The organism is Pantoea sp. F_5 (assembly GCF_008631595.1).
Taxonomy (GTDB): domain Bacteria; phylum Pseudomonadota; class Gammaproteobacteria; order Enterobacterales; family Enterobacteriaceae; genus Pantoea; species Pantoea gossypiicola.
Map to the genome: position 1 here is coordinate 93,511 of NZ_VWUO01000005.1, position 25,378 is coordinate 118,888.

At 54.8% G+C, this 25,378-nt stretch carries 23 protein-coding genes; 11 read left to right on the forward strand and 12 right to left on the reverse strand.

All coding sequences use genetic code 11. The features are described 5' to 3' along the window. Positions 1-12: 12 nt before the first annotated feature. Positions 13-2,679, reverse strand: coding sequence for a pyruvate dehydrogenase (acetyl-transferring), homodimeric type (aceE, locus tag F3I44_RS08710; RefSeq protein WP_013356789.1), 2,667 nt, complete (start codon positions 2,677-2,679; stop codon positions 13-15). Between the two features lie 101 nt (positions 2,680-2,780). Beyond that, positions 2,781-3,545 carry a pyruvate dehydrogenase complex transcriptional repressor PdhR gene (pdhR, locus tag F3I44_RS08715; protein WP_033781878.1) on the reverse strand — a complete coding sequence of 255 codons (765 nt, stop codon included), beginning with the start codon at positions 3,543-3,545 and terminating at the stop codon, positions 2,781-2,783. Between the two features lie 516 nt (positions 3,546-4,061). Between pdhR and aroP the strand changes: the two genes are divergently transcribed. The 4 genes from aroP (at position 4,062) to F3I44_RS08740 (ending at position 8,334) form a co-directional block, all read left to right on the forward strand. After that, on the forward strand, positions 4,062-5,417 hold the full coding sequence (gene aroP, locus F3I44_RS08720) for an aromatic amino acid transporter AroP (protein WP_150010789.1): 1,356 nt from the start codon (positions 4,062-4,064) through the stop codon (positions 5,415-5,417). A 173-nt stretch (positions 5,418-5,590) separates the two neighbouring features. After that, positions 5,591-5,788: a hypothetical protein gene (locus tag F3I44_RS08730; RefSeq protein ID WP_150010791.1), complete on the forward strand. Its 198-nt coding sequence runs from the start codon at positions 5,591-5,593 to the stop codon at positions 5,786-5,788. A gap of 177 nt (positions 5,789-5,965) precedes the next feature. Next, complete coding sequence (locus F3I44_RS08735) at positions 5,966-7,378, forward strand: glycoside-pentoside-hexuronide (GPH):cation symporter (protein WP_150010793.1); 1,413 nt, start codon at positions 5,966-5,968, stop codon at positions 7,376-7,378. After that, positions 7,375-8,334, forward strand: a complete 960-nt coding sequence (locus F3I44_RS08740) for a family 43 glycosylhydrolase (protein WP_150010795.1) — start codon at positions 7,375-7,377, stop codon at positions 8,332-8,334. Before F3I44_RS08735 ends, F3I44_RS08740 begins: the two co-directional genes overlap by 4 nt. Here F3I44_RS08740 and ampE read toward each other — a convergent pair. After that, a complete protein-coding gene (gene ampE, locus F3I44_RS08745; protein ID WP_150010797.1) occupies positions 8,316-9,170 on the reverse strand; it encodes a beta-lactamase regulator AmpE in 855 nt (284 codons plus the stop codon). The genes F3I44_RS08740 and ampE overlap by 19 nt on opposite strands. Positions 9,171-9,186: 16 nt before the next feature. Then, positions 9,187-9,738, reverse strand: coding sequence for a 1,6-anhydro-N-acetylmuramyl-L-alanine amidase AmpD (ampD, locus tag F3I44_RS08750; RefSeq protein WP_135910086.1), 552 nt, complete (start codon positions 9,736-9,738; stop codon positions 9,187-9,189). A gap of 197 nt (positions 9,739-9,935) precedes the next feature. On the opposite strand from ampD, the gene nadC reads away from it, so the two are divergent. From nadC to hofC, 4 genes are all read left to right on the forward strand, one after another. After that, positions 9,936-10,832: a carboxylating nicotinate-nucleotide diphosphorylase gene (gene nadC / locus F3I44_RS08755; protein ID WP_150011009.1), complete on the forward strand. Its 897-nt coding sequence runs from the start codon at positions 9,936-9,938 to the stop codon at positions 10,830-10,832. 172 nt (positions 10,833-11,004) lie between these two features. Beyond that, the gene (gene ppdD, locus F3I44_RS08760) at positions 11,005-11,460 is read left to right on the forward strand and encodes a prepilin peptidase-dependent pilin (RefSeq protein WP_150010799.1); all 456 of its coding nucleotides are present in this window, start codon (positions 11,005-11,007) and stop codon (positions 11,458-11,460) included. Continuing rightward, positions 11,447-12,832 carry a type II secretion system protein GspE gene (gene gspE / locus F3I44_RS08765; RefSeq protein ID WP_150010801.1) on the forward strand — a complete coding sequence of 462 codons (1,386 nt, stop codon included), beginning with the start codon at positions 11,447-11,449 and terminating at the stop codon, positions 12,830-12,832. The genes ppdD and gspE overlap by 14 nt, the downstream gene beginning before the upstream one ends. Further along, on the forward strand, positions 12,825-14,024 hold the full coding sequence (gene hofC, locus F3I44_RS08770) for a protein transport protein HofC (RefSeq protein WP_150019377.1): 1,200 nt from the start codon (positions 12,825-12,827) through the stop codon (positions 14,022-14,024). The genes gspE and hofC overlap by 8 nt, the downstream gene beginning before the upstream one ends. A 26-nt stretch (positions 14,025-14,050) precedes the next feature. On the opposite strand, the gene F3I44_RS08775 is transcribed toward hofC, so the two are convergent. Further along, on the reverse strand, positions 14,051-15,091 hold the full coding sequence (locus F3I44_RS08775; RefSeq protein ID WP_150010805.1) for a GMP reductase: 1,041 nt from the start codon (positions 15,089-15,091) through the stop codon (positions 14,051-14,053). A gap of 234 nt (positions 15,092-15,325) precedes the next feature. On the opposite strand from F3I44_RS08775, the gene coaE reads away from it, so the two are divergent. The 3 genes from coaE to yacG are packed head-to-tail and all read left to right on the forward strand — an operon-like array spanning position 15,326 to position 16,888. Then, entirely contained in the window at positions 15,326-15,934 is a 609-nt protein-coding gene (coaE, locus tag F3I44_RS08780; protein ID WP_150010807.1) for a dephospho-CoA kinase, read from the forward strand. Positions 15,935-15,938: 4 nt separating this feature from the next. Then, positions 15,939-16,682, forward strand: a complete 744-nt coding sequence (zapD, locus tag F3I44_RS08785) for a cell division protein ZapD (RefSeq protein WP_150010809.1) — start codon at positions 15,939-15,941, stop codon at positions 16,680-16,682. An 8-nt stretch (positions 16,683-16,690) separates the two neighbouring features. After that, the gene (gene yacG / locus F3I44_RS08790; RefSeq protein ID WP_150010811.1) at positions 16,691-16,888 is read left to right on the forward strand and encodes a DNA gyrase inhibitor YacG; all 198 of its coding nucleotides are present in this window, start codon (positions 16,691-16,693) and stop codon (positions 16,886-16,888) included. A 30-nt stretch (positions 16,889-16,918) separates the two neighbouring features. On the opposite strand, the gene mutT is transcribed toward yacG, so the two are convergent. The 7 genes from mutT to ftsQ form a co-directional block, all read right to left on the reverse strand. After that, positions 16,919-17,314: an 8-oxo-dGTP diphosphatase MutT gene (mutT, locus tag F3I44_RS08795; protein ID WP_009092119.1), complete on the reverse strand. Its 396-nt coding sequence runs from the start codon at positions 17,312-17,314 to the stop codon at positions 16,919-16,921. A 142-nt stretch (positions 17,315-17,456) separates the two neighbouring features. Further along, on the reverse strand, positions 17,457-20,159 hold the full coding sequence (gene secA / locus F3I44_RS08800; protein ID WP_150010813.1) for a preprotein translocase subunit SecA: 2,703 nt from the start codon (positions 20,157-20,159) through the stop codon (positions 17,457-17,459). Between the two features lie 73 nt (positions 20,160-20,232). Next, the gene (gene secM, locus F3I44_RS08805) at positions 20,233-20,739 is read right to left on the reverse strand and encodes a secA translation cis-regulator SecM (protein WP_368668617.1); all 507 of its coding nucleotides are present in this window, start codon (positions 20,737-20,739) and stop codon (positions 20,233-20,235) included. A gap of 301 nt (positions 20,740-21,040) precedes the next feature. Next, positions 21,041-21,958, reverse strand: a complete 918-nt coding sequence (gene lpxC, locus F3I44_RS08810) for a UDP-3-O-acyl-N-acetylglucosamine deacetylase (protein ID WP_013356769.1) — start codon at positions 21,956-21,958, stop codon at positions 21,041-21,043. Between the two features lie 101 nt (positions 21,959-22,059). Next, positions 22,060-23,214 (reverse strand): cell division protein FtsZ, encoded by a 1,155-nt coding sequence (ftsZ, locus tag F3I44_RS08815; RefSeq protein ID WP_003854738.1) that lies wholly within the window; start codon positions 23,212-23,214, stop codon positions 22,060-22,062. 71 nt (positions 23,215-23,285) lie between these two features. Next, positions 23,286-24,542: a cell division protein FtsA gene (gene ftsA / locus F3I44_RS08820; protein ID WP_010253890.1), complete on the reverse strand. Its 1,257-nt coding sequence runs from the start codon at positions 24,540-24,542 to the stop codon at positions 23,286-23,288. Then, positions 24,539-25,378 carry a cell division protein FtsQ gene (gene ftsQ / locus F3I44_RS08825; protein WP_150010817.1) on the reverse strand — a complete coding sequence of 280 codons (840 nt, stop codon included), beginning with the start codon at positions 25,376-25,378 and terminating at the stop codon, positions 24,539-24,541. Before ftsQ ends, ftsA begins: the two co-directional genes overlap by 4 nt.

Here is a 25,378-nt window from a genome sequence, read left to right on the forward strand (position 1 = left end):
CTCTATTACCTCTTAAGCCAGACGCGGGTTAACTTTATCGGCATCGATATTGAATTTGGTGATCGCATCGGCCACCACTTTCTTCTCGATCTCGCCGCGTTTAGCCAGCTCACCCAGCGCGGCAACCACCACATAAGATGCATCAACTTCAAAGTGATGACGCAGGTTCTCACGGCTGTCAGAACGACCAAAGCCATCGGTACCCAGTACGCGATAATCGCTGGCCGGGACATAGCTACGAACCTGCTCAGCGAACAGTTTCATATAGTCGGTTGAAGCAACAGCAGGTGCGTCATTCATCACCTGAGCGATGTAAGGTACACGCGCTTCTTCAGTCGGATGCAGCATGTTCCAGCGCTCACAATCCTGACCATCACGCGCCAGCTCGGTGAACGAGGTCACGCTGTAGACATCAGAGCCAATACCGTAATCTTTCGCCAGGATCTGCGCCGCTTCACGCACGTGACGCAGGATAGAACCTGAGCCCAGCAGCTGCACTTTACCTTTGCTGCCCTCTACCGTTTCCAGCTTATAGATACCCTTACGGATACCCTCTTCCACGCCCTGCGGCATGGCTGGCATGTGGTAGTTTTCGTTCAGCGTGGTGATGTAGTAGTAAACGTTCTCCTGCGCTTCGCCATACATACGCACCAGACCGTCATGCATGATGACAGCCACTTCATAGGCATAAGATGGATCGTAAGAGATACAGTTCGGGATAGTCAGAGACTGAATATGGCTGTGACCATCTTCATGCTGCAGACCTTCGCCGTTCAGCGTCGTACGACCGGAGGTGCCGCCGACCAGGAAGCCGCGCGCCTGCTGGTCGCCCGCCAGCCACATCAGATCGCCGATACGCTGGAAGCCGAACATCGAGTAATAGATGTAGAACGGAATCATCGGCAGGTTGTTGGTGCTGTAAGAGGTCGCCGCAGCCAGCCAGGATGAACCTGCGCCCAGCTCGTTGATCCCTTCCTGCAGAATCTGGCCTTTCTCGTCTTCTTTGTAGTAGGCAACCTGCTCGCGGTCCTGCGGTGTGTACTGCTGACCGTTCGGGCTGTAGATACCGATCTGACGGAACAGACCTTCCATACCAAAGGTACGCGCTTCATCGGCGAGGATCGGAACCAGGCGATCTTTGATCGACTTGTTCTTCAGCATCACGTTCAGGGCACGTACAAAGGCGATAGTGGTCGAGATCTCTTTGTTCTGCTCATCCAGCAGCGCACTGAACTCTTCGAGTGCTGGCATTTCCAGCTTCTCAGTGAACTTCGGCTGACGCGTTGGCAGATAGCCGCCTAACTTCTCACGCTGACCGTGCAGATAAGCATGCTCTTCTGAGCCTTTCTCAAAGGTGACGTACGGCAGTTCTTCGATTTTATCGTCAGCAACCGGCACGTTGAAGCGATCACGGATATAGCGCACGCCATCCATGTTCATCTTCTTCACCTGGTGAGCAATGTTTTTGCCTTCCGCGGTGTCGCCCATACCATAACCTTTGATGGTATGCGCCAGGATCAGTACTGGCTTGCCTTTGGTGTCCTGCGCTTTTTTCAGTGCCGCGTAGATTTTCTTCGGATCGTGGCCGCCACGGTTCAGTGCCCAGATTTCATCATCGGACATGTCTTTAACCAGCGCGGCGGTTTCCGGATATTTACCAAAGAAGTGCTCACGCACATAGGCACCATCACGGGATTTGAAGGTCTGGTAGTCACCGTCAACGGTTTCGTTCATCAGTTGAATCAGCTTGCCGCTGGTATCTTTGCGCAGCAGCTCATCCCAGCGTCCGCCCCAGATGACCTTGATCACTTCCCAGCCAGCACCGGCAAAGATGCCTTCCAGCTCGTTGATGATCTTGCCATTACCGGTTACCGGGCCATCCAGACGCTGCAGGTTGCAGTTGATGATGAAGACAAGGTTATCCAGTTTTTCACGAGTTGCGATGGTGATCGCACCTTTTGATTCCGGCTCATCCATCTCGCCGTCACCCAGAAAGGCATAAACGGTCTGAGCAGAGGTGTCTTTCAGGCCACGGTGTTCCAGATACTTCAGGAATTTCGCCTGATAGATCGCTGACAATGGACCCAGACCCATTGATACGGTCGGGAACTGCCAGAATTCCGGCATTAATTTCGGGTGCGGATAAGAAGAGAGACCTTTACCGTCAACTTCCTGACGGAAGTTGTTCATTTGATCTTCAGTCAGGCGACCTTCAAGGAACGCACGGGCATAGATGCCTGGAGAGATGTGGCCCTGGAAATAGACCAGATCGCCGCCATCCTTGTCACTACGGGCGCGGAAGAAGTGGTTGAAGCACACTTCATAAATCGTCGCAGAAGACTGGAAGGAGGACATGTGACCACCGAGTTCCAGATCTTTCTTCGACGCGCGCAGCACCGACATGATGGCGTTCCAGCGGATTGCGGAACGGATACGACGTTCAAGAGAGGTGTTGCCCGGATAATCGGGTTCATCTTCAACGGCAATAGAGTTGATGTAGTTGCTGATTGCAGACGAACCTGCAGCCACTTTTACGCCGCCTTTGCGGGCTGCACCCAGTACCTGATCAATCAGATACTGTGCACGTTCAACACCTTCTTCACGGATGACCGATTCGATCGCCTGTAGCCAGTCACGAGTTTCAATCGGATCCACGTCATTGTGTAAACGTTCTGACATGGGTGTGTTCCTTATCTGTGTCTAATACGTTGAATAATCGGGAGCCTGTTTAAGCAGATGCAGGCAGGCTCGTCTGATGTCCGTACGATCTTTGTCGCACGTTATTCCTTACGTTGCTGTAAACGACGCAGGGAGCGTTCACGACGGCTCTGCTCCCGACTTCTGTCCAGCAAGATTTCCTCTATGAACGCCAGGTGACGGTGTGAAGCCTCGCGCGCTTTTTCTGGCTCACGAGCCACAATCGCCTCAAAGATTCTGGCGCGGTGACCGCTCACTTTTGCCAGCATTTCCCGGCGCGAGTAGAGCAATTCGAAATTCTGACGGACGTTTTGTTCCAGCATAGGGCCCATTGAGCGTAGCAAATGTAAAAGCACAACATTATGGGCCGCTTCTGTGACAGCGATCTGATACTGCATCACGGCGTCCGCTTCGGCGTCTAAATCGCCGCTGTCCTGCGCCTGCTGGATGTGCACATGGCAGTCGCGAATGCGCAGCAGGTCTTCTTCCGTGCCGCGCAGCGCCGCGTAATAGGCCGCGATGCCCTCTAAGGCATGACGCGTTTCCAGCAGGTCAAACTGTGATTCCGGATGGTCAGCGAGAAGCTCAACGAGTGGGTCACTCATGCTTTGCCAGAGATGCTCCTGTACGAATGTTCCGCCGCCCTGACGGCGCAGCAATAATCCTTTCGCTTCTAAGCGTTGGATCGCTTCGCGGAGAGATGGACGTGAGACATCGAATTGTTTAGCGAGTTCGCGCTCAGGGAGCAGCTTCTCTCCCGGACGCAGGGTCCCTTCCATAATCAGGGATTCGAGCTGTTGCTCGATAGCGTCGGAGAGCTTGGGTTGGCGAATCTTACTGTAAGCCATCATCCCTTCTTATTAAGCCAATCGTCCGGAGTAAATTGGTAATACCAATTGCAAAGAGGTGCCGGTAAAGTAACAAAGTATTCACCTTGTGTCTATATGGTGTCTGCGACATTCACATATCCCGCAAGCCTGTGCTGACGCTAACTCGCGGTTAAAAAAATGAAAAATCCATGCTCCTGTAGATGTTAAATAAATGCACTTTTACCAAACCTTACACCCGCCCAGGGCCTGAGCGCAGCGGTAACCATAAGTGAAAGCTATTCGTCATTAACGGCATTTCATGGCAGAAGTTTGCGGGGGACAGACGTGACCGCGACGGCGTTTTTTCAGTCAACTCTCAGCACGAAAGGCGAAAGCAGGTGCAAAGCGATTCGCTTATCACTATTCTTGTCGCCAGGGTAGCAGATGGCAGCATTCAGCACGCCGGATACCGTAAAATAATCAATACGTTATTGTAACTACTTCATTACAGCGGACTGCGCTGCAAAAGAAGAATAAAAACATCACGAGGTTTGTATGGAACAACAGCAAGGCGAAGCGCTGAAACGTGGTCTTAAGAACCGCCATATTCAGCTCATCGCGCTGGGTGGTGCAGTGGGAACTGGCCTGTTTCTGGGCAGTGCATCGGTCATTGAATCCGCCGGACCGGCCGTTATTCTGGGCTATGCGATTGCCGGTTTTATTGCCTTTTTAATCATGCGTCAGCTGGGTGAAATGGTGGTTGAAGAGCCGGTTGCCGGCAGCTTCAGCCACTTCGCCTACAAATACTGGGGTAACTTTGCCGGCTTCGCCTCAGGCTGGAACTACTGGGTCCTTTACGTGCTGGTCGCCATGGCCGAGCTCACTGCCGTCGGCAAATATATCCAATTCTGGTGGCCCGACTTTCCGACCTGGGCCTCGGCAGCCATCTTCTTTGTCATGATCAACGCCATCAACCTGACTAACGTGAAAGTGTTCGGTGAGATGGAGTTCTGGTTTGCCATTATTAAAGTGGTCGCGGTCATCGGCATGATCCTGTTTGGTGGCTGGCTGCTGTTCAGCGGTCACGCGGGTCCGCAGGCGACCGTGCGCAACCTGTGGGATCAGGGCGGCTTTTTCCCGCATGGCATCGGCGGTCTGGTCGCGGTCATGGCAATTATTATGTTCTCGTTCGGCGGACTGGAGCTGGTGGGTATCACCGCAGCAGAGGCTGATAACCCGGAAGTGAGCATTCCAAAAGCAACGAACCAGGTGCTGTGGCGTATCCTGATTTTTTACATTGGTTCGCTGGCGGTGCTGCTGTCTCTGATGCCGTGGAGCCGTGTTACGTCAGAAGTCAGCCCGTTTGTCTTTATCTTCCACGAGCTGGGCGATGCCATGGTGGCGAATGCGCTGAATGTGGTGATCCTGACGGCGGCCCTGTCGGTCTATAACAGCTGCGTTTACTGCAACAGCCGGATGCTGTTTGGTCTGGCACAGCAGGGCAATGCGCCAAAAGCGCTGCTCAAGGTCGATCGTCGCGGTGTGCCGGTCTTAACAATTCTGGTCTCGGCTGTTGCCACTGCACTGTGCGTGCTGATCAACTACCTGATGCCGGGTCAAGCATTTGGCCTGCTGATGTCGCTGGTGGTCTCCGCACTGGTGATTAACTGGGCGATGATCAGCCTGGCGCACCTCAAGTTCCGTCGTAAGAAAGATCAGCAGGGCGTCACAACCCGCTTTAAAGCGCTGCTCTATCCGGCGGGTAACTGGATTTGCCTGATCTTCCTGGCGGGAATTCTGGTGCTGATGGCGACCACGCCGGGTATGGCGATCTCAGTCTGGCTGATCCCGGTCTGGCTGGTCATTCTGGGTATAGGTTACTTTATTAAGAACCAGACGCAGAAAGCCTGATCTTTTTGCTCATCCGGTGCGCGCTGTCAGGGCGCACCGGCCACTTTAGCTCTATTACTATTTTTATTACTGGCTTGAGATGGTAATTTTTTCCTGCTTCTAACCTGATTAAGGAAAAAATTATTATGCGGGAACTCGCACCATCAGAAATTTTGGCCGTAAGTGGCTGTGGCATGATTCAGGATATTACTACCACTGTGGGTAAGCAGGCCGGTTCATTAATCGGTAATATACTCGGCTCCCTGATCCCGGTGCCATTTATTTCCGGTTTAGTAGGTTCTGTTGCCAGCACTCTCTTTGGCAATATTGGTGGCTGGCTTGGCAGCTTCGTTGGCGGACTGGTTGAAGGCCAGAACAACAGCGCTGCGTAAACCCCCTTTCGTTAAAAATACCCTCTATAAAGTAATGTGAACTGGCTCGCTGGTGCGTATCAGTTCACATTTTTTTGCGCCCGCCTGTTTTGTCCATCTCTGTAACCAATTGCTGCTGCGTCACAGACGGCTTCAACCCTAATAATCACTGGCTTCACGGTTTGCAGGAGAAGCAAAATGAAGCCCGCAGCACTCTCATTTAAAGAAAAGCTGGGTTATGGCATGGGCGATGCCGGATGCAACATGATTGGCGGTGCCATCATGCTGTTCCTGAACTACTTCTATACCGATGTTTTCGGACTGGCCCCGGCGCTGGTAGGAACGCTGTTACTCTCGGTCAGAGTACTGGATGCGGTCACCGATCCGATTATGGGTGCCATCGCCGATCGCACTCAGAGTCGCTGGGGCCGTTTTCGTCCCTGGCTGCTGTGGGTTTCCGTGCCCTATGTGGTCTTCAGCGTATTGATGTTCACCACGCCCGACTGGACTTATCACAACAAGGTAATCTGGGCCTTCGTCACCTACTTTCTGATGTCGCTGACCTACACCGCGATTAACATTCCTTACTGTTCTCTGGGCGGCGTGATTACCAACGATCCCGGTGAGCGCGTCTCCTGCCAGTCTTACCGCTTTGTCATGGTCGGCATCGCGACGCTGATACTGTCACTGTCGCTGCTGCCGATGGCGGAGTGGTTTGGTGGTGAAGACAAAGCACGCGGCTACCAGATGGCGATGGCGGTACTGGCCACCATTGGTCTGGCGATGTTTCTGTTCTGCTTTGCCACGGTACGGGAACGTATTCGCCCGGCCGTGCCGAGCAATGATGACCTGAAGAAAGATCTGCGTGACGTCTGGAAGAATGACCAGTGGGTGCGCATTCTGCTGCTGACCTTCTGTAACGTCTGTCCTGGCTTTATCCGCATGGCGGCCACCATGTATTACGTGACCTGGGTCATGGGCCAGTCAACGCACTTCGCCACGCTGTTTATCAGCCTGGGAGTGATTGGCATGATGTTCGGCAGCACGCTGGCAAAACTGCTCACCGATCGCTGGTGCAAACTCAAAGTTTTCTTCTGGACGAATATCGTACTGGCCCTTTTTTCCAGCGGCTTTTACTGGATCGATCCGCACGCCACCCTGATGGTCGTGGTGGCTTATTTTGTGCTGAATATTCTGCATCAGATCCCCTCCCCCCTGCACTGGTCGCTGATGGCTGATGTGGATGACTACGGCGAATGGAAAACCGGTAAACGCATTACCGGCATCAGCTTCTCCGGCAACCTCTTCTTCCTTAAGGTAGGACTGGCGGTCGCCGGTGCGATGGTCGGTTTTCTGCTCTCAATATATGGCTACAACGCGGGCGCAAAACAGCAGTCAGCCGAGGCGATTGACGGCATCATGCTGCTGTTCACCGTTATTCCGGGTATCGGCTATCTGATTACCGCAGGTGTGGTGCGGCTGATGAAGGTTGACCGCAAAATGATGCTCACCATCCAGCAGGATCTGGCGCTGCGTCGCGAAAACTTCCACGACTTACACACTGTTCGTCTGCACAACCGTGCTGCCACGCCAACCGGAGATGTTAAATGACTTCAATCCTGCCAAATCCTTTTATTGAGCAGCGCGCCGATCCCTTTATTTTGCGCCATGAGCAGCACTACTATTTTGTGGCATCGGTGCCGGAGTATGACCGGCTGGAGATTCGCCGCGCCACCACGCTGGCTGACCTGCGCAGCGCAGAGCCGGTGGTGGTCTGGCGCAAGCCGGAGAGCGGTCCCTGCAGCGAACTCATCTGGGCACCGGAGCTGCACTATATCGACGGGCTGTGGGTGATCTATTTCGCGGCGGCACCGACGCGCGATATTAAAGAGGGATTATTCCAGCATCGGATGTACGCACTGGTGTGCGAGGCCGCAGATCCATTGCAGGGCGAATGGCAGCCCTGCCGCAGGGTCTTCACCCATTTAGACAGCTTCTCTCTGGATGCCACCCACTTCGTGCATCAGGGCAAAAACTGGTATCTCTGGGCGCAGAAAGATCCCGTCATTCCCGGTAACTCCAACCTCTATCTGGCTGAGCTGCTGAATCCCTGGACGCTGAAAGGCACGCCCGTAATGCTGAGCCGGCCGGAATATGAGTGGGAGTGTGCCGGGTTCAGCGTTAATGAAGGACCGGCGGTCATTCGTCACGGCGATCGGCTGTTTGTGACCTATTCCGCCAGCGCCACCGATGAGAATTATTGTCTGGGGATCCTGTCGATTACCGCGGATGCCAACCCGCTTGATGCCGCGGCCTGGCAGAAATCAGCACGGCCGGTATTTGTGTCCAGCTGGGACAACCACCAGTACGGGCCGGGCCACAACAGTTTTACCCAGGATGAGACAGGACGCGACGTGCTGGTTTACCACGCACGTAATTACACGGAAATTGAGGGCGATCCGCTCTGGGATCCGAACCGCCATACCCGACTAAAATATTTCAGCTGGCGGGATGATGGCACGCCCGATTTCGGCGTGCCACCTGCTGATTACACCAGCGTGCCGTAAATCGTCAGCAACGCGACGGCAACAACCAGCACCAGCGAAGTCCGTTTCGCTAACGCCACGGCCACCCGTGGCGTTTCAACTTTATCGCTGTGCGGATCGCGCGACAGTGAGAACTGCGCCAGCGTCGTCAGCACGTGATACTGAGAACGGTGACGATCGGTCAGCGAGGCAAACCAGGCGGGCAGCGCTTTTTCGCCATGGCCCAGCAGTGCGTAAGCGACACCCGCCAGCCGCACCGGGATCCAGTCGAGCAGATGCAGAATCGCATCCACGCCCGATTGTGCACGCGCCATCGGTGTGCCGTGTCTGGCCAGCCAGCCTTGCCAGGCGCGCAGAAACGCGTAACCCACCAGCAGCACCGGTCCCCACGGTCCACCCACCACCAGCCAGAACATCGGGGCGAGATAGAAACGGAAGTTTATCCAGATCAGCGCATTCTGCAGCTCGCGCAGGAACTCACGTTCGCTGCACTCCACCGGCACACCATGGATTAGCGTCAGCTCAGCTGCCATCGCCTGATGTGCCGCGTCATCGTCATGGCTGGCCGCTTTCAGGTAGTTATGGTAGTGCTGACGTACTGAGCCGGCACCGATGCAGAGCAGTCCGGCAACGATCCAGAACAGCAACTGCAATACGCCAAACAGTAATCCTTTCAGACTCCAGACCACCAGCGCGGTCAGCGCCATCGCCAGTACGGTCATCAGCAGGGTTCGCATCATGGAGTAATGGCGGCGATGGCGAAAAATCGGCTCCAGCCGGTGTTCGAGTTGCCAGTGCTCGCCCAGTTTAAACAGGCGCTCCCAGCCTAAAACCAATAACAAGGTAAACAACGTCATACTGACTCCGCAAAAATCACGATTTTTGCTGCGTTAACAGCTGTTTGTAGTAGTCCCAGTCAAAAGCAGGTCCGGGATCGGTTTTGCGTACCGGCGCGATATCGCTGTGCCCCGTGATACGTGAAGGCGTTACCGGGTAGTGTTGCAGCAGTAACTGCGTGACCTGCTGCAGAGCCCGATATTGCGCCTCGCTATACGGCTCGCTGTCAGTTCCTTCCAGCTCAATACCGATGGAGAAGTCGTTGCAGTTTTCACGTCCTTCAAACTGCGAAATGCCTGCATGCCAGGCGCGTTTGTCAAAGGAGACATACTGCACGATCTCCCCATCACGACGAATCAGGCAATGTGCTGCCACTTTCAGCGCGGCGATATCCGCAAAATAGGGATGGGCATCGGGCGGTAATGTGCCGGTAAATAGTCTGTCGATCCAGGGACCGCCAAATTCACCGGGTGGCAGGCTGATATTGTGGATCACCAGCAGTGAAGGCGCCTCATCGTCAGGGCGTTCATTACAATGCGTTGACGGCACGTGACGCACACCGGTCAGCCAGCCCTGTTTGATTTTCATACCGCTTTTCCTTATTTCACCAGGCTGAGAATAGCATGAATAATAAAGGATTCTTGCCTCTTAGTGTGTCGGTCTGGTGACATTAAATTGCCCTTTGTTAAGGATACTAAACAAAATACTATCCGTTGCTGGAACCTGATGCCGGTTCAGGCTATTGTGACCGCCTCTGTCCTTCCTGTTTCTGGAGTAAAATGCTTATGTCATCCCGTGGTTATGATCCCGACAGCCGCCGTCAGGCCCTGATTAAACGCATTGAAAGTGACATCCCGGATGCCGTTGCGCTGGCGTTAAAAGAAGACCTCGGTGGTGAGATCGATGCTGACCGCGATATTACCGCACAGCTGTTACCCGCCGATACCCAGGCCCATGCGCAGGTCATCACCCGTGAAGCCGGTGTTTTCTGTGGTAAACGCTGGGTTGAAGAGGTATTCATTCAGCTTGGCTCGCATGCGGCTCTGAACTGGCATGTTGAAGATGGTGATCGGATCGAAGCGGATCAGTTGCTGTTTGAAATTGAGGGGCCTGCCCGCCTGCTGCTGACCGCCGAGCGGACGGCGCTTAATTTTGTACAGACGCTCTCGGGTGTTGCCACCGAAGTCAGCCGCTATGTCGCACTGCTGGCGGGAAGTCAGACGCAGCTGCTGGACACGCGCAAAACCCTGCCAGGACTGCGGACTGCGCTGAAATATGCCGTACTGTGCGGCGGAGGCAGCAATCATCGCCTGGGCCTCTCTGACGCCTATCTGATCAAAGAAAACCATATCATTGCCAGCGGATCGATTGCTCAGGCAGTCGAACGCGCGCAGTGGCTGCAACCCGATGTGCCGGTTGAAGTGGAGGTGGAATCATTGGAAGAGTTACGTCAGGCGCTGGAAGCGGAAGCCGACATTGTGATGCTGGACAACTTCAGTCTGGAAGCGATGCGTGAAGCCGTTGAACTCAACCAGGGGCGGACGCTGCTCGAGGTCTCCGGCAACGTCACCGAAACCACTCTGCCGCAGATCGCCTTGACCGGCGTGGACTACGTCTCGGTGGGCGCACTGACCAAGCATGTGCGGGCGCTGGACCTCTCGATGCGATTCAAACAAAAATAGCCTGAGCCGTCCTCCAACACGGCGATTTTGCGATCCCGCTTCCGGCGCAGTTTCGACTGCGCTGCAATTCTGAAATCTCTTCACATCACGCTTTCCAGTTCGCCGATCTCTGACTGTCTTTCACCGCCCCCGATTTTTACCCTGTCGCCTTCTTAAATCAGGAGACGAAGTCATGAATTATCAACGTGGATTTACGCTGGTTGAACTGATGATTGTGGTGGGTATTGTGGCGATCTTAAGTGCCATTGGCCTTCCCGCTTATCAAAATTATCTGCAGCGCGCGGCCCTCACCGACATGCTGCAGACGATGGTGCCCTACAAAACGGCGGTTGAGCTTTGCGCCATGGAACGCGGCGGCCCGACGCAATGCCAGGCCGGAGAAGCCGGTATTCCGGCAGCCAGAGGATCGCGCTATGTCTCAGCACTGAGCGTGACCAACGGAGTGATTACGCTGACTGGCCAGGAGAGTCTGAATGGCCTGAGCGTTGAAATGCTACCGATCTGGGACAGCACAGAGGGCGGCATCAGCTGGCAACGTAGCTGCACCAGCAGTAACACCAGCCTGCAGGACAATTGCCGGGAACAATTCCGCTTTGCGGATAAAGGAGCCAGCGATGAGCAAGCCTGATGAGACGATTGCGGCATTATGCCAGCACTATCGCGCTCTGGTTCTGCACCATGATGCCAGTCTGCTGCGCGTTGCAGTCGCGGAGAGCGTGCCGCCCGGACTGACTGAAGCACTCAATTTTGCCAGCCAGTGTCAGATTGAGATCGAATGCTGGCCGCAGGCCCGGCTTGACCAGCTCCAGCATGCTGATAAACCGCTGGTAGCGCGCGAAGAGACACCTGCCGGGTCAGCCATTGAAGCGACACAACTCATCCTGCGTCAGGCACTGGAACGACGGGCTTCCGATGTGCATATCGAACCCTGCCGCGAGGGTCTGCGTGTACGACTGCGCATTGATGGCGTACTGCATCCGCTCTCTTCACTGCCTTCCACTCAACCTGCGGCGTTGCTGGCACGACTGAAAATCCTTGGCGGTCTGGATATCGCCGAACGCCGGTTACCGCAGGATGGTCAGTTCAGCATGGAGATTGCCGGTAAACCCGCCTCTTTCCGCCTGGCGACCTTACCCATCTATGGCGGCGAGAAAGCCGTGGTCCGTCTGTTGCAGAGTGAAAGCGCGGCGCTGTCTCTGGATAAGCTCGGCTTACCCGCTGCCCAGTTGCGTCTGTTCTGCGCCGCACTGGCCCAGCCACAGGGACTGATCCTAGTCACCGGCCCCACCGGCAGCGGCAAGACGTTTACGCTCTATAGCGGGCTTAGTGCCCTGAATAAACCGGAAAAAAATCTGTGCAGCGTTGAAGATCCGATTGAGATCCCGCTGCCCGGCATTAACCAGACGCAGATCCACACCAAAAACGGTCTCGATTTTAACCGCGTGCTGCGGGCGCTGCTGAGACAGGATCCGGATGTGATCATGGTGGGCGAGATCCGCGATGCCGAAACAGCGGAGATTGCGGTGAAAGCGGCTCAGACCGGGCACCTGGTGCTGTCGACGCTGCACACCAACTCCACCGCCGAAACGCTAACCCGGCTGCGGCAGATGGGGATTCCCGGTTATCTGCTGGGGTCGGCGCTGAAACTGATTGTTGCGCAGCGTCTGGTGCGGCGCCTCTGCCCCCATTGCCGTCAGCCTGCTGAGGCGGTGGCGCACTATCCTGCGGAACTCTGGCCCGGCACCCTGCAAACCTGGCGGGCGCCCGGTTGCGATCACTGCTTTTCCGGTTATTTTGGCCGGCTGGCACTGTTTGAACTTCTGCCGATCAATGCCAGGCTGCAGAATGCGATTGCAGCCGAGATGCCGCTTGAGAATCTGCTTAGTCTGGCCAAACAGCAGGGATTGCGCACTTTACTGGTTTCCGGCCTGGAAGCGGTAAGCCGGGGCGATACCTCGCTGGAAGAGATGCAACGGGTGATTGGGCTGGACGATGGCTAACGCAGCTTTATTTAGCTGGCAGGCGGTCGACTGCCAGGGCCAGTTACTCAGTGGTCAGCTTCTGGCTGCCAACACTGACAACCTGCTACTCATCCTGGCGCAGCGCGATCTTCTGCCAGTGAACTGGAAGCGGGAAAAAATCCTGCGTCAGAGGGACTGGACGTGGCAGCACAAAACCGATCTGATTCGTCAGCTGGCTACCCTGCTCAAAGCGGGCCTGCCACTGGCAGAAAGTCTGGCTTTGCTGGCGGAGGGGCACCCTCATGCAGGCTGGCGGGCTCTGATGCTTGCCCTGCATCATCGGGTACTCAGCGGTGCCCCTTTTTCACAGGCTTTGCGTGAATGGCCGCAGATTTTTCCGCCGCTCTATCCGGCGCTGATGGAAGTGGGCGAACTGACGGGGCAGTTGGATGTCTGCTGCAGTGAGCTGGCTCAGCAGCAGATCCGCCAGCAGCAGTTATGGCATCAGGTGGCAAAGGCGTTACGCTATCCGCTGTTCATTCTGCTGGTGGCGATAGCGGTCACCTGCGGTATGCTGCTGTTCGTGCTGCCAGAGTTCGTTGCGGTGTATGACTCCTTTGACGCGCCACTGCCCGCGTTTACAGCCGCGGTCATGCAGTTATCTGCCGCGCTTCAGGAATGGGGCGCTGTGCTGGCCTTTGGTGTTTCGCTGATGCTGGCTGGATGGCATCAGCTGCGACGACGCTCTCCAGGCTGGCAACGTCGTGAACAGACGCTTTTCCTGCGCATCCCGCTGCTTTCCGGGTTGTGGCGAGGCACGCAACTGACGCAGATCTATACCATCCTGAATCTCACGCAACGCGCCGGATTAACCCTGTTCCAGGGGCTGGCGGCCGTTGAAGTCACGCTCTCCTCATTGCTCTGGCGGGAAGCGATAGCCGGACTGCAGCAGCATATTGCTCAAGGCAGTCCTCTGCATCAGGCGCTGATGCAGCATTCGCTTTTCACGCCCTTGTGTGGTCAGTTGATTCGGGTGGGTGAAGAGGCGGGCGCACTGGATTTGATGCTGGCCCGCCTGGCAGAATGGCACGAGGCAGAAACGCGAGAGCGCGCTGACACACTGGCGGCGTCTCTGGAACCGATGATGATGGTGGTGATTGGCGGCATTGTCGGCACGCTGGTCATTGCAATGTATCTGCCGGTGTTTGGGCTGGGTGATGCAATGCATTGAGGGGGCGCAGAGTGCGCCCCGAAAGACTATCGATTAAAAACGCGGTTTTCCTGCTCGTTAACCCGGATAAAGGTCGTGCGCTTGGTCAGCTCTTTGAGGCGCTCAGCCCCGACGTACGTACAGGCGGAACGCAGTCCTCCCAGAATATCACGCGCGGTGTCAGCGACCGCCCCCCGCAATGGCAGCTTCACGGTTTTACCTTCCGCTGCACGGTATTGCGCGACACCGCCGACATGACGCTTCATTGCCGATTCGGAACTCATGCCGTAAAAGAGCATGAAGCTTTCGCCATTCTCCTCGACCACCTGCCCTTCACACTCATCATGCGCCGCCAGCATGCCACCCAGCATCACGAAGTCAGCGCCGCCGCCAAAGGCTTTGGCGATATCGCCCGGTACGGAACAGCCGCCATCACTGACAATCTGTCCGCTTAAGCCATGCGCCGCATCAGCACACTCAATGACTGCAGAAAGCTGCGGATAACCCACGCCGGTTTTCACCCGCGTAGTACAGACCGAACCCGGGCCAATACCGACTTTGACGATATCCGCGCCGGAGAGGATAAGCTCTTCCACCATTTCGCCCGTGACCACGTTACCGGCACAGATGGTTTTAGCCGGGAACATTTCACGCGCGCGCTGCAGGAAATCGACAAAATGCTGTGAGTAGCCGTTAGCCACATCAATGCAGATAAACTGCAGATCGTCGGAAAGCGCCATAATCGCGACCAGTTTACTGAGGTCTGTTTCTGACGTGCCGGTTGAAACCATCACATGATTCAGGACTGTCGCAGGCACGCGCTGAATAAACGCCCGCCAGTCGTTTGCGCTGTAATGCTTGTGGACGGCAGTGAGGATATTGAAACTGGCCAGCGCCTCGGCCATCGAAAATGTGCCGACGGTATCCATGTTGGCGGCGATGATCGGTACGCCGCTCCAGCTGAGGCCTGAATGTCTGAAGGTAAAGCTTCGCTCCAGCTCAACCTGTGAGCGACTTTGCAGCGTTGAACGTTTGGGGCGGATCAAGACATCTTTAAAGCCCAGTTTCAGATCTTCTTCAATACGCATAAACAGTGTCCTGGTAAGTGGCAATGAATCGTCATTCACGAAGTAAGCACAGCTCCAGTGACGTTATGATACGCGCCTCTCGCTGCGCGACAAGACTGCGAATTTCACTTTATTTACGCTACAATCCGTTAAATTTAGTTGTGCTTTATCGGTGTGATCTGCCGCGCATTTTTGCCTTTTTTATCCAGATCATTACCCTGAACCTATGTCGGAATATGAAGTCAGGTGAGAAACATGCCCTATACCGTCGCGCTTACAGGGGGAATCGGCAGTGGAAAGAGTACGATTGCCCAGGCATTCGCCGCGTCTGGCGTGGAAATTATTGACGCTGACCTGATCGCCCGTGAAGTTGTTGAACCTGGCACGCCCGCTTTGCAGGCTATTCAGGCACGCTATGGCGCGTCAATCGTGACGGATCAGGGAATGCTCGATCGTAAACAGCTTCGCGACATTATTTTTCAGCAGCCTGAAGAGAAATGCTGGTTAAACGCGCTACTGCATCCGCTGATAAATGCCCGGACACGAGAACTGATCGCCCAGGCCACCTCACCTTATGTGCTCTGGATGGTGCCATTACTGGTGGAAAATCAGTTACAGCACCAGGCTGATCGGGTACTGGTGGTAGACGTTGATGAGGCAACGCAGTTAGCGCGCACCCAGCAACGTGACCATCTTTCCGTCGAACAGGCGAAACGTATTCTTGCCGCACAGGCCACGCGCCAGCAGCGGCTTGCCTGTGCCGATGACATTATTGATAACAGTGGCGAGCCCGACGACGCCTTGCCACAGGTAGCCGAACTTCATCAGCGCTATCTCAGGCTGGCGGCAACGAAACAGGATTAATACCATGAGTACACCCGTTCTGTTTGAACACCCACTGAATGAAAAAATGCGAACCTGGTTACGGGTTGAGTTTTTGATAAATCAGTTAGATGAAACGACACCACTGGATAAAACCGTTAATGCGCTGACCTTTTTTCGCCTGACTGGCGAGTTGCTCGATATTTTTGAGCGCGGCGATATGCGGACAGAACTGTTGAAAGAGCTTGAGCGCCAGCAGCAAAAATTACGGGCGTGGGCTGACGTGCCCGGCGTCGATATGACGCTGGTGGATGCCCTGCGCGATAAACTCAAAATTCAGTCAACGCAGTTGATGAACGCACCGCGTATGGGCCAGCAACTGCGCGAGGATCGTCTGATTGCCCTGGTACGTCAGCGACTGAGTATCCCCGGCGGATGCTGCAGCTTTGATTTGCCGGGACTGCACATCTGGCTGCATCTGCCACAGGAAGTCCGCGATGCACAGGTTGAGGCCTGGATGCAGACCCTGGAGCCACTCCATCATGCCCTGGCGATGGTGCTGGATTTGATCCGCCAGTCGGGTTCGTTCCATACGCAGACCAGCCTCAATGGCTTTTATCAGGATAATGCCGAGGATGCCGATCTGCTGAGACTGCAGCTGTCGCTGGACGATGCGCTCTATCCACAGGTGTCCGGACACAAAAGCCGCTACGCCATTCGTTTTATGCCGCTGGACAGCGAGCGCGGCGAAGTGCCCGCCCGCCTTAACTTCCAGCTGGCCTGTTGTTAGAGGTAACTATGCAGCAAGAAGTCATGACCGTCTCCTGTCCGCAGTGCGGCAAAGATGTGATCTGGGATGAACTCAGCCCGTTTCGGCCGTTTTGCAGTAAGCGCTGTCAGCTAATCGATTTAGGGGAATGGGCTGCCGAAGAGAAACGCATTCCCAGCAGCGATGATATGAACGACAGTGAAAACTGGAGCGAAGAAGATCGCTGACAAAAAGCTGGGGCGCACTGCCCCATCCGCTCAGAGCTCGCCGGCGACCAGACGCGCAATCAGCTGATGATTCGCGGCCGGAAATTCGTCGGCGACCAGCGCCTGCTGATCAACCCAACGCTGCGGCTGCCCCTCTTTACCCCACGGCTCTCCCTTCCAGCCTTCGACCAGAAAGAAATGCAGCGTCACGCGCAGATCATCATAGGTATGGTCGGCATGACCAATCGGGCGCGCATCGGTCACTTCAATACCGGTTTCTTCGTGGAGTTCTCTGACGAGCCCCTCTTCCGCGCTTTCGCCCGCTTCAATCTTACCGCCGGGAAACTCCCATTTGTTCGCCATGTAAGACGTTGACGCGCGCTGGGCAAGGAAAATTTGTTTACTGGCATTGCGAATGATGCCAACCGCAACCTGCAGGTGCTTCATGGAAACTGTCCGGTCGTAATGAGTGAGGGCTGATTTTAGAACATGCTCTAGCGGAAGTTAACCGCTTTACGTCTGCTCTGGCGAGATGGGCCGCGGGCATAAAAAAAGGAGCCAGCGGCTCCTTTTTCATCAGCATTGCGTATCAGGCGATACGGCCATGACACTGCTTGTATTTCTTACCGGAACCACACGGGCAGGGATCGTTGCGGCCGACTTTACGTTCACCGCTCTGCTCTGCCGCCGGTTCTGCCAGCGCATCCTCTTCTACGTGGCTCAGCTGCTGCTGCTGCGCCAGACGCTCGGCTTCTTCACGACGCTGCTGCTCCATCGCTTCAACCTCTTCAGGCATGCGCACCTGCACTTTGCTCAGGGTACTGATCACTTCATACTTCAGTGATTCCAGCATCGCAGCGAACATAGCGAAGGACTCACGCTTGTACTCCTGCTTAGGATCTTTCTGCGCATAGCCACGCAGATGGATGCCCTGACGCAGATAGTCCATCGCAGCCAGATGCTCTTTCCACAGCGAATCCAGCGTCTGGAGCATCACGCCTTTTTCGAAGTTCCGCATCATCTCTGCGCCAACGATCTGCTCTTTCTCAGCGTAGCTTTCCGTAGCATGGGTCATGATACGCTCACGCAGCACTTCTTCGTGCAGGTCAGGCTCTTTATCCAGCCACTCTGCAATTGGCAGGTTCAGATCGAAGTCAGCACGCAGACGCTCTTCCAGACCCGGCACATCCCACATCTCTTCCAGCGACTGTGGCGGAATATAGGTGTCGATGGTGGCTTTATAGACATCGTGGCGAATACTGTTGATGGTTTCGCTAACGTCAGAGACATCCAGCAGCTCATTACGCTGACTGTAGATCGCGCGACGCTGGTCATTCGCCACATCATCATATTCCAGCAGCTGCTTACGAATATCGAAGTTACGGCTTTCAACTTTACGCTGTGCGTTGGCAATCGCTTTGGTGACCCATGGGTGCTCAATCGCTTCGCCTGGCTTCATGCCCAGTTTACGCATCATATTCGAGACGCGGTCTGAGGCAAAAATACGCATCAGCGCATCTTCCATCGACAGGTAGAAGCGTGAAGAACCGGCGTCACCCTGACGACCAGCACGACCACGCAGCTGGTTATCGATACGACGCGATTCGTGACGTTCAGTGCCGACGATGTGCAAACCACCGGACGCCAGCACCGCATCGTGACGAATCTGCCATGCCGCTTTAATCTCTTCGATTTGCGCTTCAGTCGGCTCTTCCAGTTCAGCCACTTCAGCGTGCCAGCTACCGCCCAGCATAATATCCGTACCACGTCCGGCCATGTTGGTGGCGATAGTGACCGCACCCGGCTGACCGGCCTGCGCCACGATATCCGCTTCGCGGGCGTGGAATTTGGCGTTCAGGACGTTATGTTTGATACCGGCACGGGTCAGTTCGTTAGAAACCACTTCTGATTTTTCAATCGAGATGGTTCCCACCAGCACTGGCTGACCGTTGGCAGTACGCTCACGGATATCCTCAATAATGGCATCGATCTTCTCTTTCTCGGTCATGTAAACCAGGTCAGCCAGATCTTTACGTACCATCGGACGGTTGGTTGGCACCACAATGGTGTCGAGCTTGTAAATAGAGCTGAATTCGAACGCTTCGGTATCGGCAGTCCCGGTCATACCGGCCAGCTTCTCGTAAATACGGAAGTAGTTCTGGAAAGTGATAGAGGCCAGCGTCTGGTTCTCGTTCTGAATCTCAACGCCTTCTTTCGCTTCAATCGCCTGATGCAGACCATCGGACCAGCGACGGCCCTGCATGGTACGGCCGGTGTGTTCATCGACAATCACCACTTCGCCATCTTTCACGATGTAATCAACATCGCGGGTAAAGAGTGCATGCGCACGCAGCGCCGCCGTGACGTGGTGCATCAGCATGATGTTGGTCGGTGAGTAGAGAGACTCGCCCGCTTCCATGATGCCCTGGCTGACCAGCAGCTCTTCCACTTTCACCAGACCACGCTCAGACATATGAGCCTGACGCGCTTTCTCATCGACCCAGAAGTCGCCTTCACCCTGATGGGTTTCGGTATCTTCTTTATCCTGGCGAACCAGATGAGGGATGATCTTGTTCACTTTGGTGTAAAGCTCAGAACTGTCTTCTGCCGGACCGGAGATAATCAGCGGCGTACGCGCTTCATCGATCAGGATGGAGTCGACCTCATCCACCAGCGCATAGTGCAGTTTACGCTGTACGCGCTCTTCCGGGCTGAAAGCCATGTTGTCGCGCAGATAGTCAAAGCCATATTCGTTGTTGGTGCCGTAGGTAATATCAGCAGCATAGGCTTCACGCTTCGCCACAGCCGGCAGGCCCGACATGTTGATACCGATGCTTAAACCCAGGAACTCAAACAGTGGACGGTTATTTTCCGCATCACGCTGGGCCAGATAGTCGTTGACGGTCACCACGTGAACGCCTTTGCCGGATAGCGCATTCAGATAGGCTGGCAGGGTCGCAGTCAGAGTTTTACCTTCACCGGTACGCATTTCAGCGATGCAGCGGTCGTTAAGGACCATGCCGCCGATCAGCTGAACGTCGAAATGACGCATGCCGAACACACGTTTACTCGCTTCACGCACGGTCGCAAAGGCTTCAGGAATCAGGCTCTCCAGCGATTCACCTTTTTTCAGGCGCTCGCGAAACTCGTCGGTTTTCGCTTTCAGTTCATCATCAGAGAGCTTCTCGAAATCAGGCTCCATCTTGTTGATGACGTCCACCACTTTGCGCATGCGGCGCAGTGTACGATCGTTACTGCTACCAAAAACCTTGGTCAATATTTTGCTTAACATAGTAAATATATTCTCTTTCAGCCGGAGCATTCCGGACTGCGAAATCTAAACAGAGTGAATAAAACCAAAAATATTAGCAGAACAATCGGGCGGGTCCGGCGCGAATGCCATGCACGCTGGCATGCCATTCTACCCATGAGCGGGTAGTCGCCGTGAAAAGAGGCGGTGCAGATATCTGCTGCGGTGCAGTGTGCAGCGCAGAATGTGATGTCAGTAAATTATGCAGTGAGTCGATCAGCGCCAGCTTTTGTGCCGCCAGCGGTAATTGCTGTTGCTCCGCCTGAACCTGCGGTGCCAGCGTGAAAGAGAGGTGACGAATAACGGTGCGGATGGCGTGCTGATGCCAGTAATCCACGCTGAAGCCTGGACGTCGGGACGCGTCCTGAAGCCGGATTAAATGATCAAAACGGTTAGCATTGCCCAGAAAGAGACTGCTGGCCGGCGATTCAGGCGAGGCGCTGAGTTCGGAGCTTTGCGCACAGGCTGGCAGGCCAAAGCTGGCCGCGACCATCCCTAACAGGAGATGGGGCCAGAAATAGCGTCTACCCAATTGTCGCCAGCGCAGAAGAATCCCGATCACAACCTTTCCATCGCGCATGCTCTGTTGCGCTCTTGATTTCGTGTACCCGCCGCGAGCCGCAACGGATTTCGGCCTGTAAAAGCGCCACAGATAGTAACATTAATGTGGGGCATCCACACCTGGGATTAAAGAGGCGGCGTGAGAAAACGCGTGTGATTGTTCAGCAATTCAGCAGAACTGACAGCACTTTGCGGGTAAGGTCGCAGTTATCCGGTGTATTACGGAAGGCAATAAAAAAACGGCTGGTACCGCTGACCGGAGAGGGTGTCAGCATAACCAGCCGTTTCGCGTTCTGGAGCCGTTAAGCCAGAACCAGATTCGGTGCTTTGAATGCCACTGGCAGTTCAGCTTCGTCTTCGAAGGTTGCCCATTCCCAGGCTTCCTGCTTAGCCAGAACCGCCTGCAACAGCTTGTTGTTCAGCGCGTGGCCCGATTTGAACGCAGTAAATGCGCCAATGATGTTGTGACCACACATAAACAAGTCGCCAATCGCGTCCAGCATTTTGTGACGGACAAACTCGTCTTCAAAACGCAGACCTTCTTCATTCAGTACGCGGAAATCATCCAGACCTATCGCACAATCTAAGCTACCGCCCAGGCACAGGCCTTTAGACTGCAGATATTCGATTTCACGCATAAAGCCAAATGTACGCGCCCGGCTGATTTGACGAACAAAGGCGTCAGCAGAGAAGTTCATCGCATAGCGCTGTGAGCTGGAATCGATAGCCGGATGTTTGAAGTCGATGGTGAAATCGAGCGAGAAACCGTTATACGGTTTGATCTCAGCCCATTTGTCACCCTCTTCCACACGCACGGTCTGCTTAACACGCACAAATTTCTTCGCGCTGTTGAGCTGCTCGATGCCCGCATCCATCAGCAAATAGATAAACGGTGCTGCGCTACCATCCATGATCGGGATTTCTGGCGCATCGACTTCAACAATAATGTTGTCAATACCCAGACCCGCCAGGGCGGCATTAAGGTGTTCAACCGTTGAAATACGCACGCCTTCATCGTTCACCAGGCACGTACTCAGCATGGTGTCGCGCACGTATTTTGCATCAGCCGGAAAATCTACCGGTGGATTCAAGTCGGTGCGACGATAGATGACCCCGGTATTAGCCGACGCAGGGCGTAATGTCAGTGTGACTTTTTTGCCGGTGTGTAAACCGACGCCAGTCGCCTGAACAATACGTTTTAATGTCCTTTGTTTGATCATCGCATTATCTCGCAGTATCACCTTTCCGACCGCCAGTATACTTTACCAGCGGACAGACACTTTAGCACAAAGAGCGGAGAATCCCAATTATAGGGTTAATCCTAGTCGGCCTGCTTACGTAAAAAGGCCGGAATATCAAGATAGTCTGGCTCTTTATTCGACTGCGCAGCCTGGTCGTTAACGACTTTGGCAGCAGGCTTCTGCTCCTGCGGCAGCGGCGACATACCGTGCTGCTGATAGCGATGATCCATCACGGGCTGGCTGGCTGGCTTGTTCGTCACCAGGGTGATTTCCGGACGCTTGTCCATACCGATACCGGTTGCTACCACGGTAACGCGCAGTTCATCGTTCATCTCCGGATCCAGCGACGTACCGATTACCACGGTTGCGTTGTCAGAAGCGAAGGCGCGGATAGTGTTACCCACGGTTTCGAACTCATCCAGACGCAGGTCGAAGCCCGCAGTAATGTTGACCAGCACGCCACGGGCACCTGACAGGTCGATATCTTCCAGCAGCGGGCTGGAGATCGCCATTTCAGCCGCTTCTTCTGCACGATCTTCACCGCACGCCACGCCTGAACCCATCATTGCATAGCCCATTTCGGACATCACGGTACGCACGTCAGCAAAGTCGACGTTCATCAGGCCCGGACGAGTAATCAGTTCGGCGATACCCTGGACGGCACCTTTCAGCACGTCATTGGCCGCGCCAAACGCATCCAGCAGGGAAATGCCACGACCCAGCACTTTCAGCAGCTTGTCGTTTGGAATGGTGATCAGTGAATCGACATGCTTGGAGAGTTCAGCGATCCCCTGCTCGGCAAACGCCATGCGTTTCTTGCCTTCGAAGTTGAATGGCTTGGTGACAACCGCCACCGTCAGGATACCGAGATCCTTGGCCACTTCAGCGACTACAGGTGCGGCACCGGTACCAGTGCCGCCGCCCATGCCTGCTGCGATGAAGACCATGTCTGCCCCTTCCAGCGCAGCCCGCAGTGCTTCGCGATCTTCTTCTGCAGAGTTACGGCCCACTTCCGGGTTCGCACCCGCACCCAGACCTTTGGTAATGTTATTACCGATCTGGATGGTCTGGCCGACAGCTGTTTTACGCAGCGCTTGCGCGTCGGTATTTACAGCAAAGAATTCCACACCTTCGATACGTTCGCGTACCATGTGCTCTACGGCGTTACCGCCGCCGCCACCGACGCCGATGACTTTAATCACCGCGTCGTTGGTTAATTCCATAGGTTCAAACATGATTTCTCTCCGTTATGTGCCTGTCGCCTGGAGATCACTAAAGAAAACAGCATGATCCCCTTTCACAAAAATTAAAACTCTTTTTTTAACCAACTGTTAATACGCTTGAACCAGTTACCTACTGAAACCCGTTTTTCGGTCTCTGCATCACCGTTCATGTGCGACTCTTTGCCGTAATGCAACAGTCCCACAGCGGTGGAGTAGTATGATTCCTGCGCATAGTCAGTCAGCCCGGTAATATTCAGCGGCTGTCCGATACGCACCTGCGTATGGAATACGCGTTGCGCACAGGCCGCCAGTCCTTCGATTTGCGCTGCACCACCGGTCAGGACAATGCCTGCGGCCAGATGATGCTTGACGCCCTGCTGACGCAGTTGTTCCTGTAACTGCAGAATCTCGTCATTGACCAGATTCAAAAGTTCGGTATAACGCGGTTCAATCACTTCCGCCAGCGTCTGACGTTGCAGGCTACGCGGTGGGCGTCCGCCTACACTTGGCACTTCAACGTTTTCATCTTTGCCGACAATCGAGCCCAGCGCGCAACCATGGCGCACTTTAATCGCCTCAGCATCCGTTGGTGGTGTACCAAATGCATAGGCGATATCGCTGGTGACAACGTTGCCTGCATACGGAATCACCTTAGTGTGCCGCAAAGCGCCGCCGGTATATACGGCTATGTCCATTGTACCGCCACCAATATCGACAACACAGACGCCCAGCTCACGTTCGTCTTCAGTCAGAACCGCAAAACTGGAGGCGAGGCCGGCAAAAATCAGCTGATCCACTTTCAGTCCGCAGCGCTCAACAGCTTTAACGATGTTCTTCGCCATATCGTTGTGGCAGGTGATCAGGTGCACTTTTGCCTGCATGCGCACGCCGGACAGTCCGACCGGATTCTTAATCCCTTCCTGATAATCAATTGCGTATTCCTGAGGAATCACGTGCAGGATGCGGTGCTCGTCACGTACTCTCACCGATTTGGCGGTATGTACAACGTTCTCTACATCATCCTGAGTCACTTCCTCTTCCGAAATCGGAACCATCCCGATTTCGTTCTGACAACTGATATGTTTGCCCGATAAAGCAAGGTAGACGGAGGAGATCTGGCAATCTGCCATCAGCTCAGCCTGATCGATGGCGCGCTGAACGCATTTCACCACCGACTCAAGGTCGTTTACGCCACCTTTATCCATACCGCGGGAAGGGCAGCTGCCCACCCCAATAATATTGACCATACCATCGGGCAGAACTTCCCCAACCAGGGCGGCAACCTTTGCAGTGCCGATTTCGAGTCCAACTACCAGTTTTCTGTCCGTTGCCTTGATCATTGTTGTTTAGCCTGTGCCTGGTTCTGTTGCTGATTACTGTCCTGTGGCTCCATCACGACCGGTGTCCAGCCAACAGAAGCGCCAGAGTCGTATCGCAAATCCACGTAGCTGATACGTTTGCTCTCGTTCTGACCTTGCTGTTGCAGCACCGGGTAGAGCTCAATAAAGCGATTCAGTCGTTTCATGGTGTCGCTGCGCCCCAGTTCGATACGTACATCATCGCTGGTCACCAGCTGCCATGAACGCCGGGCCGTCATCGACGCCACCTTCAGAGTAAACTTCCGGGCTTTCAGCACATCATCCATGCTGTGATAGCCCGCCAGGACCTCTTTCTCGCTCCCTTCAGGCCCATACAACATCGGCATTGTCTCTTTGCCGGCATGACTGGCGGGTACGCTGAAGGAGACCCCTTCAGCATCCACCATATGCACATCGTTCCAGCGTGCCACTGGCGTATACTCCACCAGATGGATTTTCAGTTCGTCTGGCCACTGCTTACGCACGCTGACCTGCTTAATCCACGGCAGCCGCTCAATCTGCTGCTGCAGGATATCCACATCCTGAGACATAAACGTGCCAGGCGGACCCAGCGACAGAATCGCCTGGCGGATATCGTCGTGGGTGGTGTAGTGCGTCTGTCCTGTCACCACCAGTTTTGACAGCGGCAGCCGGGACGCATCGTTCATCCACTTCAGCACCGCCAGCCCGCCGGCAACCATAATCCCGATAACCATCAGCAGAAAAACAATGCCGAACAGTCGGGCTCCGTTACTGCGCCCGGTGCGGATACGCTCCTGCGGTTCACGGTTTCGAACTCTCATCGCCGCCTGTGACAT

Coding starts and splice junctions, on each gene's coding strand:
- aceE (WP_013356789.1), bottom strand. CDS start 2,679: ATGTCAGAACGTTTACACAATGACGTGGATCCGATTGAAACTCGTGAC.
- mutT (WP_009092119.1), bottom strand. CDS start 17,314: ATGAAGCACCTGCAGGTTGCGGTTGGCATCATTCGCAATGCCAGTAAA.
- F3I44_RS08735 (WP_150010793.1), top strand. CDS start 5,966: ATGAAGCCCGCAGCACTCTCATTTAAAGAAAAGCTGGGTTATGGCATG.
- F3I44_RS08740 (WP_150010795.1), top strand. CDS start 7,375: ATGACTTCAATCCTGCCAAATCCTTTTATTGAGCAGCGCGCCGATCCC.
- pdhR (WP_033781878.1), bottom strand. CDS start 3,545: ATGGCTTACAGTAAGATTCGCCAACCCAAGCTCTCCGACGCTATCGAG.
- ampE (WP_150010797.1), bottom strand. CDS start 9,170: ATGACGTTGTTTACCTTGTTATTGGTTTTAGGCTGGGAGCGCCTGTTT.
- hofC (WP_150019377.1), top strand. CDS start 12,825: ATGGCTAACGCAGCTTTATTTAGCTGGCAGGCGGTCGACTGCCAGGGC.
- ftsZ (WP_003854738.1), bottom strand. CDS start 23,214: ATGTTTGAACCTATGGAATTAACCAACGACGCGGTGATTAAAGTCATC.
- coaE (WP_150010807.1), top strand. CDS start 15,326: ATGCCCTATACCGTCGCGCTTACAGGGGGAATCGGCAGTGGAAAGAGT.
- F3I44_RS08730 (WP_150010791.1), top strand. CDS start 5,591: ATGATTCAGGATATTACTACCACTGTGGGTAAGCAGGCCGGTTCATTA.
- zapD (WP_150010809.1), top strand. CDS start 15,939: ATGAGTACACCCGTTCTGTTTGAACACCCACTGAATGAAAAAATGCGA.
- secA (WP_150010813.1), bottom strand. CDS start 20,159: ATGTTAAGCAAAATATTGACCAAGGTTTTTGGTAGCAGTAACGATCGT.
- ppdD (WP_150010799.1), top strand. CDS start 11,005: ATGAATTATCAACGTGGATTTACGCTGGTTGAACTGATGATTGTGGTG.
- ftsA (WP_010253890.1), bottom strand. CDS start 24,542: ATGATCAAGGCAACGGACAGAAAACTGGTAGTTGGACTCGAAATCGGC.
- lpxC (WP_013356769.1), bottom strand. CDS start 21,958: ATGATCAAACAAAGGACATTAAAACGTATTGTTCAGGCGACTGGCGTC.
- aroP (WP_150010789.1), top strand. CDS start 4,062: ATGGAACAACAGCAAGGCGAAGCGCTGAAACGTGGTCTTAAGAACCGC.
- nadC (WP_150011009.1), top strand. CDS start 9,936: ATGTCATCCCGTGGTTATGATCCCGACAGCCGCCGTCAGGCCCTGATT.
- gspE (WP_150010801.1), top strand. CDS start 11,447: ATGAGCAAGCCTGATGAGACGATTGCGGCATTATGCCAGCACTATCGC.
- yacG (WP_150010811.1), top strand. CDS start 16,691: ATGCAGCAAGAAGTCATGACCGTCTCCTGTCCGCAGTGCGGCAAAGAT.
- ftsQ (WP_150010817.1), bottom strand. CDS start 25,378: ATGTCACAGGCGGCGATGAGAGTTCGAAACCGTGAACCGCAGGAGCGT.
- F3I44_RS08775 (WP_150010805.1), bottom strand. CDS start 15,091: ATGCGTATTGAAGAAGATCTGAAACTGGGCTTTAAAGATGTCTTGATC.
- ampD (WP_135910086.1), bottom strand. CDS start 9,738: ATGAAAATCAAACAGGGCTGGCTGACCGGTGTGCGTCACGTGCCGTCA.